Here is a 15,358-nt window from a genome sequence, read left to right on the forward strand (position 1 = left end):
TCGAACCACGCGCCGTCGGGCTGTGCGCCGTCGAACCACGCGCCGTCGGGCTGTGCGCCGTCGGGCTGTGCGTCGCTGGGCCCGGCGTGGCCGCGTTCTGTCCGGCGGTGACCGGACTGGCGGTGGAGGACGTGACAGCGGGAGTGTCGGTACGCGGCGCCGGCGGCCCGCCTGGCGGGACCTGCTCGGCCCGTGCCGGCGTACGCGCCGGACCGGTGGGGACGGGCGAGGGGGGCGCGGCACGGGAGGGGCCGGTGGCGCCGCTCGGGCGCTGCTGGGCGGCCAGCGGCGGCGCGGCCGGCGTGGCGGCCGCTGGCGGAGCGGTCAACGGCTGCGGAGCGACCGGCTGCGGCGCGGACGGGGAGGACGCGGAGCGCCCTTCGTCCGTCTCCCGCTTGCGGCGCACGATGTCCCCCCGAGCCCTGCCGGTGGCCCTGTGGGGCCGAACCGCGCGATCAGTGTTTCATGATCTGCCGAACCCACCAAACGGTGGGTTGGCCGCTCGGGTGCAGCCGCGGCAGGACGACCCGCCGAGCGCGGGTCCGCGCCGACGGGGGCCGTGCCCGTCGCAGGCGCCCGGAGTCAGTGTCAGTCTGCCGCCGCCCGCAGCGGCGCGCACGCTCCGCGATGGATATTCACGGATTATAGTAGATCGTTACTCTTGGTGATCGGTATTGGGCTCGTTCGTGGTCGTCCGTCGCGGGTCGCGGGTCGGGCCGCGCAGGACCTCGGCAGCACGCCGGCGGGTGGTGGCCTGCAGCCCGGGTGCCCGGCCGGTGCCAGCCCGGGCACCGGCGGTGACCTTGGCGTCCAGGGTGGTCCGGGCGTCCGCTGTGGTCAGGGCATCCGGGTCGCTCCGGGCGTCCGCGGTGGTCCGGGTGTCCGCGGTGGTTCGTCCGGTCGGGTCGCCGCGGTCTACGGAGCGGGTCGCGCCGGGTGTGGCCGCGCCGGGGGCGAAGGCCGTGAACCGGGCGGACACGGCGGCGTCGGGGTCCGTCGAGTCCGGGGCGGTCGCCGTGGGGCCGACGACGGCGAGCCACCCGCAGGCCACCACGGCGGCGACGGCGAGCCCGCACACGGCCACCGCGAAGCAGATCAGGATCCACTCGGGCCAGGGCGACCAGGCCGCCATGTCGGTCCAGGCGTCCCCGAGGTCGCCGTTCTCGGGCTTCCAGAAGTGCGGGAACACCTGACGGACGGAGAGGAACTGCAAGGTGGCCGCGCCCGCGAGGAAGAACAGCGGCATCACCCGGGACAGGTGGCGGCCCAGCGCCGCGGCACCCATCCCGACGCCGATCGCCAGCGCCGCGAGGCCCGCGTACAGGTAGCGCCCGGAGATCCCGCTGACGTGGTACTGCCGGTCGAAGTTCTTCGCCGACTGCAGGGTCATCAGGGCGAAAAGGCCCCAGGTCACCCAGAGCATGAACAGCAGGTCGACCCGGGAGCGCCCACTGCGCGCCCGGATCAGGGCGAGCGCGAACAGCGCGACGACGAGGGCGGACGCGACCCGCACCGGGATCGTCGACAGGTTCACCTCGAACCAGCCGATCGACCCCCACCAGCGCAGGATCGTGCCGTTGACGAGGACCTCGGTGTAGGCGCCCCAGTCGTCCCCCAGGTACTGGCCGAGGGGGAAGCCGGGGGTCTCGGGCTGGAAGGCACCCCAGCGCACGACGTTGACGATCCACCACCAGCCGCCCAGCGCGACCATGATCACACCGCCGAGCGCGATCGGCCGCCACGGCACCCGCGGTGCCGCCGCGGCCGCTCCGACCGGCCGGGTCGACAGCCCGAGGCGCACCGGCCGCTGATCGTCGGCGACCCGGGCCGCACCGGCGCGGGCGTCCCGCCGGCTTCGGGACCAGGCCACCAGATAGGCGAGCGCGGCCATCGGCACGAGCACGATCGCCAGCGACTTCGTCATCAGGGCGAGACCGACGAAGGCCCCGGTGTACCCCGCCGTCCGCAGCGACGTGTCCCCTCGCAGCACGTACGCCACCGCGACGGTGGCCAGGCCGCCGGTCAGTACGAGCAGGTTGTCGTTGTTGACGCTGGACCCGATGTGGGTGAGCTGCGGGATCGTGAGCGGGACGAGGGCGGCGCAGGTGCCGGCGATCCGGTTGCCGTCGGCCAGCCGATGCGCCCCGGCCCAGGCGAGCAACGGCAGGGGGGCGACCATCAGCACACTGACCAGGCGCAGAATGCCGATGATCTGATCCCAGCGCAGGTCGTCGGCATCGCCCGGGAGGGCTTTGAGGACCGTCGCGTTCACCCAGTAGTACAACGGCGGATGCTGGACGATCTGCTGGATTCCACCCACCGGAGCCGGCGTCCGCTCCAGGGTCCGCCAGCTGGGCCGGTACTCGCGTGGCTCGGCGTCCTCGGCGGTGAACGGCCCGGCGGACAGCTCGCGGGGCGCGTCGTCGATCCCGTACGGCGACACCATGATCGCCCCGACGCCGCCGCGGGTGACCTTCGCATGGCCGGGATGCGGCCAGCCGCGCCCCTCGACCAGCCGCATGACGGCGTCGACGTGGTTGGGCTCGTCCGGAGCGTGGTACTGCGGCACCAGGACGGACCAGCTGGCCAGCATCGCGGTGAACAGCAGCGTGAGGATCCAGATGACGGGTGGCGCCGACCGCAGGATGCGCCATGGCCGAAAGTGGGTACCCGGCGGGGAGATCCCGGCGAGGGATCCGGAGGTGGCGGAACGGGCCGCCGCGGTCGGTTCCAGCTTGTCAGCCAAGACTGCGCAGTCCCATCGGACGAAGGTGGTGTCATGTTACGGACACCCCCATCCAGTTGACGGCCACCCCCCATGTGTCGCCACCGGGTGTCCGTGCACGTCAGTCCGTGCCTTCCGGGCACGTCCCGAACAGTGGTTCCCACCGGTCGGCGCCGTTAGTCCCCGCGGTCGGCGTCAGGGCTCCCCGCGGGGTCAGCGCCAGGCGTCGATGTGGCCGACGACCTTCGCCGGTGAACCGGCGACCACGGCCTTCGGCGGGACGTCCCGGGTCACCACGGAACCGGCCGCCACCACGGCGCTCTCCCCGACGGTGACGCCCTTGAGCACGATCGCGCCGGCGCCGATCCAGGCCCGGTCCTCCAGGATGATCGGCCCGCTCATCGGCTGCTCCACACCGTCGACGATCATCGGGTGGAAGTCGTTGTCGAGCAGCTGGGTGTCCCAGGAGACGTTGCAGTAGGCACCGATGGACACCCGCTCCCGCACCAGGATCTTGGCGAAGCCGTTGACGTTCGCGTACGGGCCGAGCTCCAGGACCCCGGAGTCGACGACGACCCGCACCCCACGCTGCAACGACACGACACCCTCGCAGCGCAGCCGTCCCTCCGGATGCACCCGGATGATCGAGGTGTCCCGTTTGGACGTCAGGCCGAACGGGGCGAGACCGACCCGCAGGGCGGCGCCGTCGGCGAACTCGATCCGTTCCCGCCCCTGGATGACGGTCGGCGAGCCGATCCAGATCGGCTGGCGGTGGGCGAACGGGTAGCGCAGACCGGCCACGAAGGAGCGGGCCGAGGTCTCCCGCGCCGCACGCAGCGCTCGGACGTGCCGAACATACTCACGGAGATCACTTCTGTACGCGTTCACCTCCGCAACAGTAGGCGCAGGCGTGGTACGACCACCCGCCGGCAGGCGGCCACGGGTGGCCGGGAGGTGGGCCGGTGGTCGGCCGGTGGGGTGCGGCGTGCCACTCTAGAGCGGCGGTTCGGGGGGGACGAGCCGCCGCGACCACCGCCATGCCGCCGGCCGCTGCCGGTACATCACGACCTCGGGCCGCCCGCAGACCAGTTCTGGGCGGCCAGGCCGCAGGACCGGCGGGGCGTGCCAGACCCCGGCGGTAAGGACCGTCGGGCCGGCGGCGCTCACCGCCGGGAACGAGGAGCGGGAGCCACACCGACGTGAGTGTCAGCGCCATCCACATACCCGAGCATCCGCACAGCGGCACCCCGACGCAGCCCGGGGCCGGTGACGAGCAGCCCGGGTCCGCCCCGGGCGTTCCCTACGTCACCATCGTGCTGCCCTGTTACAACGAGCAGGACCACGTGGTGCGCGAGCTGGAACGCATCAGCGCCGCGATGGACGTCAGCGGATACGCCTACGAGATCCTGGCGATCGACGACAAGTCCACCGACAACACCCTGGCCGTGCTGCGCGAGGCCGCCCCCCGCTTCCCGCGGATGCGGATCATGGCGTTCCGCCGCAACGGCGGTTCCGGCACCGCCCGGCGGATCGGCACCCAGGACGCCCGGGGGAAGATCGTCGTCTGGACCGACGCCGATATGACCTACCCCAACGAGCGCATCCCCGAGTTCGTCCGCCACCTCGACGACAACCTGGACGTCGACCAGGTCGTCGGGGCCCGCCTCACCGAGGAGGGCACCCACAAGTGGGCGCGGGTGCCGGCGAAGTGGCTGATCCGGATGATCGCGCAGCGGCTGTCCGGGATGAAGATCCCCGACCTGAACTCGGGGCTGCGGGCCTTCCGCCGCGAGGTCTCGCTGCCGTACCTGCGTCTGCTGCCGCCCGGGTTCAGCTGCGTCACGACGATCACGATGTCGTTCCTGTCCAACCAGCACCCGGTCGACTACATCCCGATCGACTACGCCAAGCGGGCCGGAACCTCGAAGTTCCACCCGTTCAAGGACGCGCGGCGCTACATCCTGCAGGTCCTGCGGATGGTGATGTACTTCGACCCGCTCAAGGTACTGATGCCGCTGGCCCTGTGGATCATGGGGTTGGGCTTCATCAAGCTGGTCGTGGACCTGGTCCGCTACGACTTCCACGTCGCGACCTCCACCCTGCTCGCGATCCTGGTCGGCTTCCAGATCGCGGTCCTGGCGCTCATCGGGGACCTGGTGGCCAGGTCCCGCAGCGGTACCTGAGCGGATGCGGATCGCCCTGATCGGCCCGACGCATCCCTACAAGGGGGGCATCGCCCAGCACACCACCGAGCTCGCCCACCGGCTGGCCGAACGCGGCCACGAGGTGGTCATCGAGTCCTGGTCCGAGCAGTATCCGGCCCGGCTGTACCCCGGCCAGGCCCGGGTGAGCGAACCCGAGATGGAGCCGTTCGGGGCGACGAGCTACCCGCTGTCCTGGCGCCGGCCGGACGGCTGGCTGCGGCTGGGCCGCCGGCTGCGCCACACCGTGGACGCGGTCGTGCTGGTCGTCGTCACACCGGTACAGGCCCCCGCCTACCTCGCGATCCTCGCCGGCCTGCGCGGGGTCGGTGGCAGGCGCGGGCGCGCTCGGCGGGGGAGCCGGGCGGCGGCTGGAACGCCGACGGTGCTGGCGGGGCCGACGGTGCTGGCGTTGTGCCACAACGTGCTGCCGCACGAGCGGAGTCGGATCGACGTGCCACTGGTGCGCGCCGTGCTGCGCCGGGCCTCGGCCGTGCTGGTGCACACTCCGGCGCAGGCCGAGCTCGCCGCCGAACTCGCCGACGTCCCGGTGGTGACCGCCGAGATGGCCCCGCATCTGTGGTCCTCGCCCACCCGCCGCCGTCCGGCGGACGCCGTCCTCGAGCCGGAGGGCGGGGGCGGCGAGACGTCCCGGCGGTTGTTGTTCTTCGGGCTGGTGCGGCCGTACAAGGGGCTCGACGTGCTGCTGCGGGCGCTCGCGGCCGGTCCCCGCGATGTGCGGTTGACCGTGGCCGGTGAGTTCTGGGGGGATGTGGCGGCCACCGAGAGCCTGATCGGCGAGCTGGGTCTGACCGACCGGGTGGATCTGCGGGCCGGCTATGTCGACGCCGCGGACGTCCCGGCGCTGTTCGCCGCCGCTGACGCGCTGGTGCTGCCGTATCGGGCGGGCACCGCGTCCCAGAACGTCGATCTCGCCCGGCTGCACGGGCTGCCGGTCATCGCGACCACGGTGGGGACGCTCGCGAGCTCCGTCCGCGACGGGGTGGACGGCCTGCTCGTCCCGCCGGACGAGACCGAGGCGCTCGCCGAGGCACTACGCCGGCTCTACGCGCCAGGTGTGCTCGCTGACCTGCGCGCCAAGGTCGCACCGCCGGACGTGCCGGCCGCCTGGGCCCGGTACCTGGACGTGACGCTCGCCGCCCTCGCCGGCGAAACCGAACATCGTGATGGAAAGGTGGACCGGTGAGTCCCGTACGAGACGACGCCCTCGCCTATGTGGGCCATCAGGTCCACGTGATGCGTCGGCGTGAGGTGGGCACGCTGCTGTCCTGGGCGGGTGAGCTCGCCGGGCGCACCGTGCTGGACGTGGCCGGCGGTGACGGTTACTGGGCCGGGCAGGCCGTCCGGCGTGGCGCCCGCGCGGTCTGCCTGGACCTGGCCCGGCACAAGCTGGAGTTCGGCCGGCGCCTGCGCGGGCACCCCGGCCTGGTCGAGGGGGACGCCCTCGCACTGCCGTTCGCGGACGCCACCTTCGACGTGATCATGTCGGTGTGCGCCATCGAGCACTTCGACGACGGCCCGGCCGCCCTCGCCGAGATGTCCCGGGTGCTGCGCCCCGGCGGCGACCTGGTGATGTCGGCGGACGCGCTGACCGGTTCGGCGCAGTGGCCGGAGCTGCTCGAACGGCACCGGGCCCGCTACCACGTCAAGCACCTCTACCCGGGCAAGGTCCTGCGCGGCCTGCTCGACGACGCGGGGATGGACGTTGTCCGCCAGACGTACATGTTCCGCGGCGAGCGGGCCCAGCGGCTCTACCTGACGCTGTCCGCCCGAGGTGGACGGGCCGGGTGGAACGCGGCGGCGGTGCTCTCCCCGGCCATCGCGCTGGCCGACCGGCGGACACCCGACGACGCGGGCAGTGTGGTGCTCACCCACGCCCGCAAGCGCGCGAGCTGACGTCCATGGCAGCCCGACGCACCGACGACCCGTCCCCGTCCTCGTCCGGCGAGGGCCCGCGGCGCACACCACCGAACCCGCCCGCCGGGCCGCGGCGCACACCACCGAGCCGGAAACGTTCCGCCGCCCCGCTGCCACCGCGCACCGGTCCGCCACCGCCGCCGTCCTCGCGGGTGGCGCAGCGGGTCCTGGCCGTCTTCATGACGGTGCTGGTGTTCGGTCTGGTCGTGTTCGGCATGGGCGCCGCCACCGCGACGTTCGGTGAGCGCTGGTGGGGCTACGCGATCGGCGGACTGTTCTGCGTGCTGATGGTGATCGGCGCGGTGCGCAGCGGTCGGAAGTAGCACGGCGGTCGGAAGTGGCACGGTGGATGGTCGCGACGGTGGGTAGTCGTAGGGGGGGTCGTCCCGACAGGGCGACCGGACGCGGGCAGACTGTGAACCGTGCGTGTGGGCTTTGTGGTCGAGCAACTGCTCGCTCCCGTGCCGGGAGGAACCGGGCGGTACAGCGCTGAGCTCGCCGCCGCGCTCGCCCGGACGGCGCAGCCCCCGGACGTGGTGGCCGGCTGGTGCGCGGCGCACCGGGGGTTCGACGCCGCGGCGCTACCCGGGGTGCTCGGGCCGATGCGGTTGCCGCTGCCCAGGCGGGCGCTGGCCGCGACCTGGTCCCGTGGTGTGGGTCCCGCGCCCCGTGGGGTGGACGTCCTGCACGCGCCGACGCTGCTGCTTCCGCCGGCCGGTGGCACCAGCGGTCAGGCCGTCCGGCTGGCCGCCGAGCGGATGCGCGGTGAGCCCGCCGGTGGCGGGCCCGGCGCGGAGCCGAGCGCGGCGGCACGGCGGATTCGGCGGTCACTGCTGGGCACGCTGGCGGACTCCCTCGAGCGGGCCCGGCCCCGGCCCCGGCTGGTCGTCACGATCCACGACGCGGTGCCCTGGACCCATCCTGAGACGTTGACCGCACACGGCGCGCGCTGGCACCGGCAGATGGGCGAGCGGGCGGCGCGGCTGGCCGACGCGGTGGTCGTGCCGACCCTGGCCGTGGCCGCGGAGATCTCCCGGCACCTGCCGCTGGACCCGCAGCGCCTGCACGTGATCGGGGAGGGCGTCACCGAGGCGGTCGTGCGGGTCCCGGCGGACGCGGAGGCCCGGGCGATGCGGCTGGGCCTGCCGCCGGCCGGCGGATACCTGCTGACCCTGGCCACCTGCGAGCCGCGCAAGGGACTCGACACCGCGCTCGCCGCCCTGTGCCATCCCGATGATCCCGGTCTGCCGCTGGTGCATGTCGGGGCGCCCGGCTGGGGCGGGCTGGACGTGCGCTCCGAGGCGGCGCGGCTCGGCCTTGGTGGCGACCGGGTCCGCACTCTCGGGCGGATCAGTGACGAGGATCTCGCGGTGGTCCTGTCGCGGGCCGGAGCACTGCTCGCACCGAGCCGCTCGGAGGGATTCGGCCTGCCCGTGGTGGAGGCGATGGCGCACGGCGTGCCGGTGATCGTCTCCGCCGCGCCGGCGCTGGTCGAGGTGGCCGGCCCGGCCGCGCTGGTGACCGGGATCGGGGACGTCGCGGCCCTGGCCGCCGCGGTGCGCCGGCTCGTCGGCGACCCGGCGCTGCGGGCCCGGCTGTCGAGCACCGGACAGGCCCGCGCCCAGATGTTTACCTGGAATGCGGCAGCGCGGGAAACGTGGGCGCTCTACCGTCGAGTCTGCGGTTCACCTGCCGTGTCCGTCGCCGACGACGGGCCGGCGTAGTGTTGCCCCCGTTGAGTAGCAAGCGGTCACCGTGAAGCGATCCGCCGCCCCTACCAGGGTGGCGCGTCAGGGAAGGAGCGCCGTGGGACCCCGGGTGCTCGTCGACGCGACTTCGGTCCCGGCAGACCGTGGTGGCGTGGGGCGTTATGTCGACGGGCTGGTCGCGGCGCTGGGCGCGGCCGGTGCGGACATGGCGCTGGTCTGCCAGCGGTCGGATGAGGAACGGTACAGCCGGATGGCGCCTCATGCCACCGTTCTGTCCGGGCCAGCGGCCATCGCCCACCGGCCAGCGCGGCTGGCGTGGGAACAGACCGGCCTGCCACTGGTGGCGGAACAGGTCGGCGCCGCCGTCATCCACTCGCCGCACTACACCATGCCGCTGCGGGCACACCAGCCGGTGTGCGTGACGATCCACGACGTCACGTTCTTCACCGAGCCGGATATGCACACCGCGGTGAAGGGCACGTTCTTCCGCTCCGCGATGCGTACCGCGGTGCGTCGCGCGGGCCGGATCATCGTGCCGTCGAAGGCGACCCGGGACGAGCTCGTCCGGGTGCTCGACGCCGAGTCGACGACCACCGACGTCGCCTACCACGGTGTCGACACGTCGACCTTCCACCCGCCGACCGAGGAGGACCGGCTGCGGGTGCGCCGCCGCCTCGGCCTCGGGGACTCCCGCTACGTGGCGTTCCTCGGCATGCTCGAGCCGCGCAAGAACGTCCCGAACCTGATCCGTGGCTGGGCCGAGGCGGTGCACTGGCGGGACGAACCACCCGCGCTCGTGCTCGCCGGCGGCTCCGGCTGGGACGACGACGTCGATGCCGCCGTCGCCTCCGTGCCAAGCCACCTGCGCGTGATCCGCCCCGGCTACCTGCGCTTCTCCGACCTGCCGGGCTACCTCGGCGGGGCGACGCTGGTCGCCTACCCCTCCCACGGCGAGGGCTTCGGCCTGCCCGTGCTCGAGGCCATGGCGTGCGGCTCCCCGGTGCTAACCACGCCGCGGCTGTCCCTGCCGGAGGTCGGCGGCGACGCGGTCGCCTACACCCAGCCGGACCCGGACTCCATCGCCCGGGAGATGGGCGCCCTGCTCGACGACGCCGAGCGTCGTGGCGTGCTCGGCCGGGCCGGCCTCACCCGGTCCCGGGAGTTCACCTGGGCGGCCAGCGCCGAGGCACACCTGGCCAGCTACGCCCGGGCCGTCGCCGAACGCTGAGGCCTGGTCGCGCTCGGGGTGTCGGCGGAAACCGCGACCCCCGGCGCAAGGGAGGTCACAAAGGCCGCGCTACGGTCTTTGTGGCGTACCCGTCGCCCGGCATCCTGGCCGCTGGCGGCGCCCTCGGGCCGCGTGAGGACCGCGACGGCTCGGCCGCGGGCGTAGGGCGCCGGTCAGGCGGGTCGGTGAGACGGGCGGGCGTGCGCATGGATGTGGGGCCGGAGATCCGGGTCGTGGTCGTGACCTACCACTCCGGGGAGATCATCGGGCCGTTCCTCGACACCCTGGAGAAGGCCACCAGCCGGCCCGTCGAGGTCGTCATCGTCGACAACTCCCCCCAGCTGGACACGGGCACCCGTGCCGCCGGCGACCGTGAGCACGTCGAGCTGGTGCGGCCCGGGCGCAACCTCGGGTACGGCAGTGCGATCAACCGTGGTGCCCGGGGGGCTCCCGGGCCGTGGCTGGTCATCTCCAACGCGGACATCGCGTTCTCGCCGGGCGCCCTCGACGAACTGATCGCCGCCGCCGAGCGGTGGCCCCGCGGCGGGGCGTTCGGCCCCGGCATCACCAACCCCGACGGGGCGCTCTACCCGTCCGCCCGTAACCTGCCCTCACTGGGCCGCGGCATCGGCCACGCGCTGCTCGGCTGGTGCTGGCCGACGAACCCCTGGACGGTCTCCTACCGCCGGGAGCGGGGCGCCCCCCGGGAGATGACCGCAGGCTGGCTGTCCGGCTCCTGCCAGCTGCTGCGCCGCGAGGCGTTCGAGGCCGTCCGGGGCTTCGACGAGTCCTACTTCATGTTCATGGAGGACGTCGACCTCGGGCAGCGCCTCGGGACGGCCGCCTGGGAGTCGGTGTACGTGCCGTCCGCCGTGGTGGAGCACCTGGGCGGGCACTCGACGAAACGGTCGTCCCGGCGGATGGTGCTGGCCCATCACCGCAGCATGTTCCGCTACCTCTCCCGGCAGTACCCCGGCCCGGCCAGGACGCCGCTGCGGCTGCTGCTCGGGGTGGGGCTGGGCCTGCGCCTGCTGCTGGTGCTCGCCTTCGCCAAGGACAGCGCCGGGGCCCGGGCCACCCGCTCCGCCGGCCTGCTTCCCGCCGCTCGCGACACACCCGGTCCGGGGGCGTCTGGCCGAGCGTGAGGTTCGCGTCACGGCGAATGCGGGTTGTGCAGCGTATGTCGTGGTCTGCGCGGATCTCACGTGAAACCGGGCGGATCATGATGTATCGGTGTTGAACGCCCTGACATGCGGACACCGAAGATATACGAAAAGCACTGTCAAGGTTACTGTGAGCTGTCGGTCGGGTGCGCGCTTCCGGCTCCCTTTATGGGCTACCCCCGTGTTCTGCGACACTGCGCTGCATGGACGCAGTGATGCTTGTCGGCGGTCAGGGGACCCGTCTACGCCCACTCACGATGTCGGCTCCCAAGCCGATGTTGCCGGTGGCGGGGGTGCCGGTCACCGCGCACATGCTGGCCCGTGCGCGCGACGCGGGAATCGACCGGGTCGTGCTGGCCACCTCCTATCGCGCGGAGGTGTTCGAGCAGTACTTCGGCGACGGATCGGCCCACGGCCTGCGGCTTGAGTACGTCACCGAGACCGAGCCGATGGGCACGGGTGGCGCGATCCGCAACGTCGCCGAACGGCTGTGCGGCGATCCGGACGAGCCCGTCGTGATCTTCAACGGCGACATCCTGTCCGGTCTGGACATCGAGGCGCTGGTCAGCCGGCACACCGAGACGGACGCGGCGGTCACCCTGCACCTGACCAAGGTCGTCGACCCGCGAGCCTTCGGTGTCGTGCCGACGGACGACGCCGGACGGGTGACCGCCTTCCTGGAGAAGACGCCCGATCCGCCCACCAATCTGATCAACGCCGGATGCTACGTGTTCCGCCGGTCGGTGATCGACGCGATCCCGGTCGGTCGACCCGTCTCGGTCGAACGCGAGACCTTCCCCGGCCTGCTGGCCACCGGCACCCCGGTGTTCGGCTACCCGGACAGCACCTACTGGCTGGATCTGGGCACCCCCGCCGCGTTCGTCCAGGGCAGCCGCGACCTGGTCACCGGCCGGATGGTCTCCTCGGCGCTGCCCGGCCCGATCGGCGACTGCCTCGTCCTCGAGGGCGCGGTCGTCGCACCCGACGCCAAGATCAGCGGCGGTGCCACCGTGGGCGCGGGTGCCCGGGTGGGTGCCGGTGCCGCGGTCGACGGCGCGGTGCTGTTCGACGGGGCGGTCATCGAGGCGGGCGCCTCGGTGCGTGACAGCGTCATCGGCCGCGCCGCCGTCGTCGGCGCCGGTGTGGTGCTTGACGGTGTGGTCGTGGGCGACGGTGCCGTCGTCGAGGCGGGCAACGAACTGCGTGCCGGCGCCCGCGTGTTCCCCGGCGCGCGACTCGCCGCCGGAGCCGTCCGGTTCAGCTCGGACCGCACCTGATCCACCTGACTGCCTGACTGCCTGGCCCGCCTGACCCACCTGACTGCTTGGCCCGCTTGGCCCGCCTGGCCTGCCGACGCCGGTGGGCGTGGTCCGGATGTTGTCCAAAGCGCCTGCTGGCACGCAGAACACGGACACCGGCCGGTGAATGCGGCGATTTCCGCGCTGTGACGAGGACAATCGGCCCATGAGGTTCAGCGTGGAACGCGACGTGTTCGCCGACGCGACCGGCTGGGCCGCGCGGCACCTGCCCAGCCGTCCCGGCCAGGCCCCGAACGCCCTGGCCGGCCTGCTGCTGGAGGCGGACGCCACCTCGGCCACCCCGGGCCTTCGGGTCTGCGCCTTCGACACCGAGGTCGCCGTGCGGGCGCCGGTCGCGGCCGACGTCGCGGAGGCCGGCCGGGTGCTGGTGCCCGGCCGGCTGCTCGCCGACATCGTGCGCAGTCTGCCCGCGGCCGTCATCACGGTGGCGGTGGAGGGCGAGCGGATGGTGCTGCGCTGCGGCAGCGTGCGGTTCACCGTCCCGTTGATGGATGTCGCCGACTACCCCGAACTGCCAAGCTTCCCCACCCCGATCGGCGAGGTCGACACCCTCGGTTTCGCCGCTGCCATCGGTCAGGTCGCCCCGGCCGCCGCCCGCGACGAGACCGTCCCCGTGCTCACGGCGATCCGGCTGGAGATCTCCGGCCGTGGCCTGACGCTCGCCGCCACCGACCGCTACCGGCTCGCCGTACGCGGCATCAGCTGGCAGCCGACCGTCGAGGACCCCTGGGCCCTGGCCCACGTCTCGGCGAAGGTGCTCGCCGAGGTCGCCCGCAGCCCCACCTCCGCGTCCCGGATCGTGGTCGGCCTCGATCTGGCCGACCCGGCGGGCGCCCGGCTCGGCCTCGCCGCCGCCGGCCGCCAGACCATCGTCCGGCTCATCGAAGGCGCCTTCCCCAACTACCGCAAGCTGCTGCCCGAGACCGCCGCGTACACGCTGACCGCCGCGACGGCGACGCTGGCCGCCGCCGTCCGCCGGGTCGCCGTCGTCGCCACCCGCACCGCCCCGCTGCGCTTCACGGTCAGCGACGGTCAGATCGTCGCCGAGGCCGGCGACGGCACCGGCGCGCAGGGCCGCGAGATCATTCCGGTCGACTACACCGGCCCCGAGCTGTCGGTCCTGTTCAATCCCACCTACCTGCTGGACGGCCTCAGCGCCATCGAGGACGACGAGTCGACCATCGGCTTCGTCGACACCGACCCGGCCCAGGCCTACGCCCGTCCCGCCGTCCTCACCGGAAAGGTCCCGGGCGATCCCGACGGCCGCCCGGGCGGCGGCGCCTTCCGCTACCTGCTCATGCCCATCCGCACCGACCCCCAGCCCGTGCCGCCCCCCTCGACCTCGCCCACCTCGACCTCGCCCTCGCCCTCGCCCTCCTCGACCTCGCCCTCCTGAGCGACGGGCGCCACGCTGGACGCCCCTGAGAGCGGACGTCCCGTGCGGTGAACATCCTGAAGGTCGAGGTCCCGTGCGGTGGACGTCTCGTGCGGTGGACGTCCTGAGGGGTGGACGTCCTGAGGGTGGCGTCTCGTGCGGTGGACATCCCGTGCGGTGGATGTCGTGAGGGTGGACGTCCTGAGGGTGGACGTGCTGTGTGCGGTGGAGGTCCGAAGGACGGGCGTCCCGTGGGGTGGAGGTCAGGGGGCGGGGGTGGTCGGTGCGGTCGTCGTGCTGCCGGCACCTGAGGTCGCCGCGTCGCCCGAGGCCGCCGAGCCGGCGGCGGCCGCGGTCAGCGGGCCGTCCGCGGAGACGTCCAGGGTGCCGCCGGCCGCACCGGACTCGGGAGCGGTCGGGGAGCCCCAGGTCGCGCCGTCAAGGCTCGGGTTGGCGTGCTTGTCGACGAACTGCTTGATGACATCCGCGGACACGGTCGTGCACCGCTGGGTGCGGTCCCAGCCGGTCAGGACGAAGTGCTTGCCGTCCGGGAAGGCGCCCCTGGTCCAGGGCACGCCGATGAACCGCGGGCCGGCATCCTTGGCCAGCGAGCGCAGCTTCTCCACCTGGGCGGCGGGCAGGCTCGTGTCGTACCAGCCCACGACGAACCCGTGCTCGAGGTTGTGCACCGCACGCTCGGTCGGGATGCCGGAGGCCGGGTTGTAGAAGGAAATGCCATCCGGCAGCGGGTCTGGGTTGTGGCTGCCCGACGACGGCGGGGAGACCTTGTAGTTCACGGTCGTGGAGACATGCGAGGAGCCCTGCGACGCATCGTTGACCGTGCCGGTGCAGCCGGCGGCGACCGCCGCGGACGACCCGCCCGCCACGTAACCCACCTTGTGGGTCTTGCTCTTCGCGTTCGAGTCGGCGATCGAGTAGATCACGATGCCGATCAGGAGCGCGATCACCACGACACCCGTGGTGCCGTAGATCATCAGTGCCCGCTGGCGGGCCTTGCGCTTCTGCTCGCGGCGCAGCTGCTCGAGTCGGGCGTTGCGTTCGGTGCTCTTCTTCCCCACGGTGGCTGATCCTACGAAGTGTCGAACCAGTTACCACCGTCAGGATGCATCCGACCCGCGGGCCGACACCCGGAACACCTGCTTCGGCTGCACACGGTAAGTCCAGAATACGGACATTTCATACCAATGCCATCGCCCCTCTGTCGCCCCGGTCGGACCCCATCGCCGCCCGGTGGCCGTCGGACCCCACCGCCGCCCGGTGGCCGTCGGACCCCACCGCCGCCCGGTGGCCGCCGCTTGGCCATTGCCGTCCGTCCACCGCTGCTTGGCCGTTGCCGCCTGGTCACCACCGTCCGGCCGTTGCCGTCCGGTGGGGTTCGTCGGAACGTCGCCGTCCGATGGTTACTGTTCGGCCACTCGTAGTGGATGCGTTCACTGGCGAGGCCGCGTGCCGAGGGTTGTTCGGTCGCATGCCGAGGCTTGTTAGGCGTGGGAGGTCGAAATCCTTGAAGAAGCCTCGGCATCTCGTGATCTTGGCCGCGATCTGGGCACGTCAAAGCGCCCGCCATCCGCCACCGCGACGCACCAAACGCTTATTTGTTGCATATCGGACGTCAGAGTGTCCGTGATCCAACGCTGTCGAGCTTGGTGAAGAAATCGCCGGTGCGGCGGTGCGGCCGG

12 protein-coding genes and 1 pseudogene are annotated in these 15,358 nt (G+C 72.7%); 9 read left to right on the plus strand and 4 right to left on the minus strand.

The window, feature by feature from the left end; genetic code table 11:
- The 3 genes and pseudogenes from G6R24_RS22250 to G6R24_RS10310 form a co-directional block, all read right to left on the minus strand.
- Positions 1–406, minus strand: a pseudogene (locus tag G6R24_RS22250) (hypothetical protein); the annotation flags it as partial.
- Positions 407–655: 249 nt separating this feature from the next.
- Positions 656–2,746 carry a glycosyltransferase family 39 protein gene (locus G6R24_RS23275; protein WP_263864032.1) on the minus strand — a complete coding sequence of 697 codons (2,091 nt, stop codon included), beginning with the start codon at positions 2,744–2,746 and terminating at the stop codon, positions 656–658.
- Positions 2,747–2,938: 192 nt separating this feature from the next.
- A complete protein-coding gene (locus tag G6R24_RS10310; protein ID WP_163549041.1) occupies positions 2,939–3,613 on the minus strand; it encodes an acyltransferase in 675 nt (224 codons plus the stop codon).
- 311 nt (positions 3,614–3,924) lie between these two features.
- Between G6R24_RS10310 and G6R24_RS10315 the strand changes: the two genes are divergently transcribed.
- The 9 genes from G6R24_RS10315 (at position 3,925) to dnaN (ending at position 13,679) form a co-directional block, all read left to right on the plus strand.
- Entirely contained in the window at positions 3,925–4,908 is a 984-nt protein-coding gene (locus tag G6R24_RS10315; protein ID WP_163549042.1) for a glycosyltransferase family 2 protein, read from the plus strand.
- A 4-nt stretch (positions 4,909–4,912) separates the two neighbouring features.
- A complete protein-coding gene (locus G6R24_RS10320) occupies positions 4,913–6,133 on the plus strand; it encodes a glycosyltransferase family 4 protein (RefSeq protein WP_163549043.1) in 1,221 nt (406 codons plus the stop codon).
- Complete coding sequence (locus G6R24_RS10325) at positions 6,130–6,843, plus strand: class I SAM-dependent methyltransferase (RefSeq protein ID WP_163549044.1); 714 nt, start codon at positions 6,130–6,132, stop codon at positions 6,841–6,843. Before G6R24_RS10320 ends, G6R24_RS10325 begins: the two co-directional genes overlap by 4 nt.
- A 5-nt stretch (positions 6,844–6,848) precedes the next feature.
- A complete protein-coding gene (locus tag G6R24_RS10330; RefSeq protein WP_163549045.1) occupies positions 6,849–7,187 on the plus strand; it encodes a hypothetical protein in 339 nt (112 codons plus the stop codon).
- A 99-nt stretch (positions 7,188–7,286) separates the two neighbouring features.
- Positions 7,287–8,588 (plus strand): glycosyltransferase family 4 protein, encoded by a 1,302-nt coding sequence (locus G6R24_RS10335; RefSeq protein ID WP_163549046.1) that lies wholly within the window; start codon positions 7,287–7,289, stop codon positions 8,586–8,588.
- 82 nt (positions 8,589–8,670) lie between these two features.
- Complete coding sequence (locus tag G6R24_RS10340) at positions 8,671–9,801, plus strand: glycosyltransferase family 4 protein (RefSeq protein WP_163549047.1); 1,131 nt, start codon at positions 8,671–8,673, stop codon at positions 9,799–9,801.
- Between the two features lie 206 nt (positions 9,802–10,007).
- Positions 10,008–10,946, plus strand: coding sequence for a glycosyltransferase family 2 protein (locus G6R24_RS10345; protein WP_163549048.1), 939 nt, complete (start codon positions 10,008–10,010; stop codon positions 10,944–10,946).
- A 233-nt stretch (positions 10,947–11,179) separates the two neighbouring features.
- Entirely contained in the window at positions 11,180–12,241 is a 1,062-nt protein-coding gene (gene manB / locus G6R24_RS10350; RefSeq protein ID WP_244957151.1) for a mannose-1-phosphate guanylyltransferase, read from the plus strand.
- Between the two features lie 187 nt (positions 12,242–12,428).
- Entirely contained in the window at positions 12,429–13,679 is a 1,251-nt protein-coding gene (dnaN, locus tag G6R24_RS10355; RefSeq protein WP_163549050.1) for a DNA polymerase III subunit beta, read from the plus strand.
- A 242-nt stretch (positions 13,680–13,921) separates the two neighbouring features.
- Here dnaN and G6R24_RS10360 read toward each other — a convergent pair whose 3' ends face one another.
- On the minus strand, positions 13,922–14,737 hold the full coding sequence (locus G6R24_RS10360) for a DUF3105 domain-containing protein (RefSeq protein WP_163549051.1): 816 nt from the start codon (positions 14,735–14,737) through the stop codon (positions 13,922–13,924).
- Positions 14,738–15,358: the final 621 nt, after the last annotated feature.

It is taken from the genome of Candidatus Frankia nodulisporulans, assembly GCF_902806475.1.
GTDB lineage: Bacteria > Actinomycetota > Actinomycetes > Frankiales > Frankiaceae > Frankia > Frankia umida.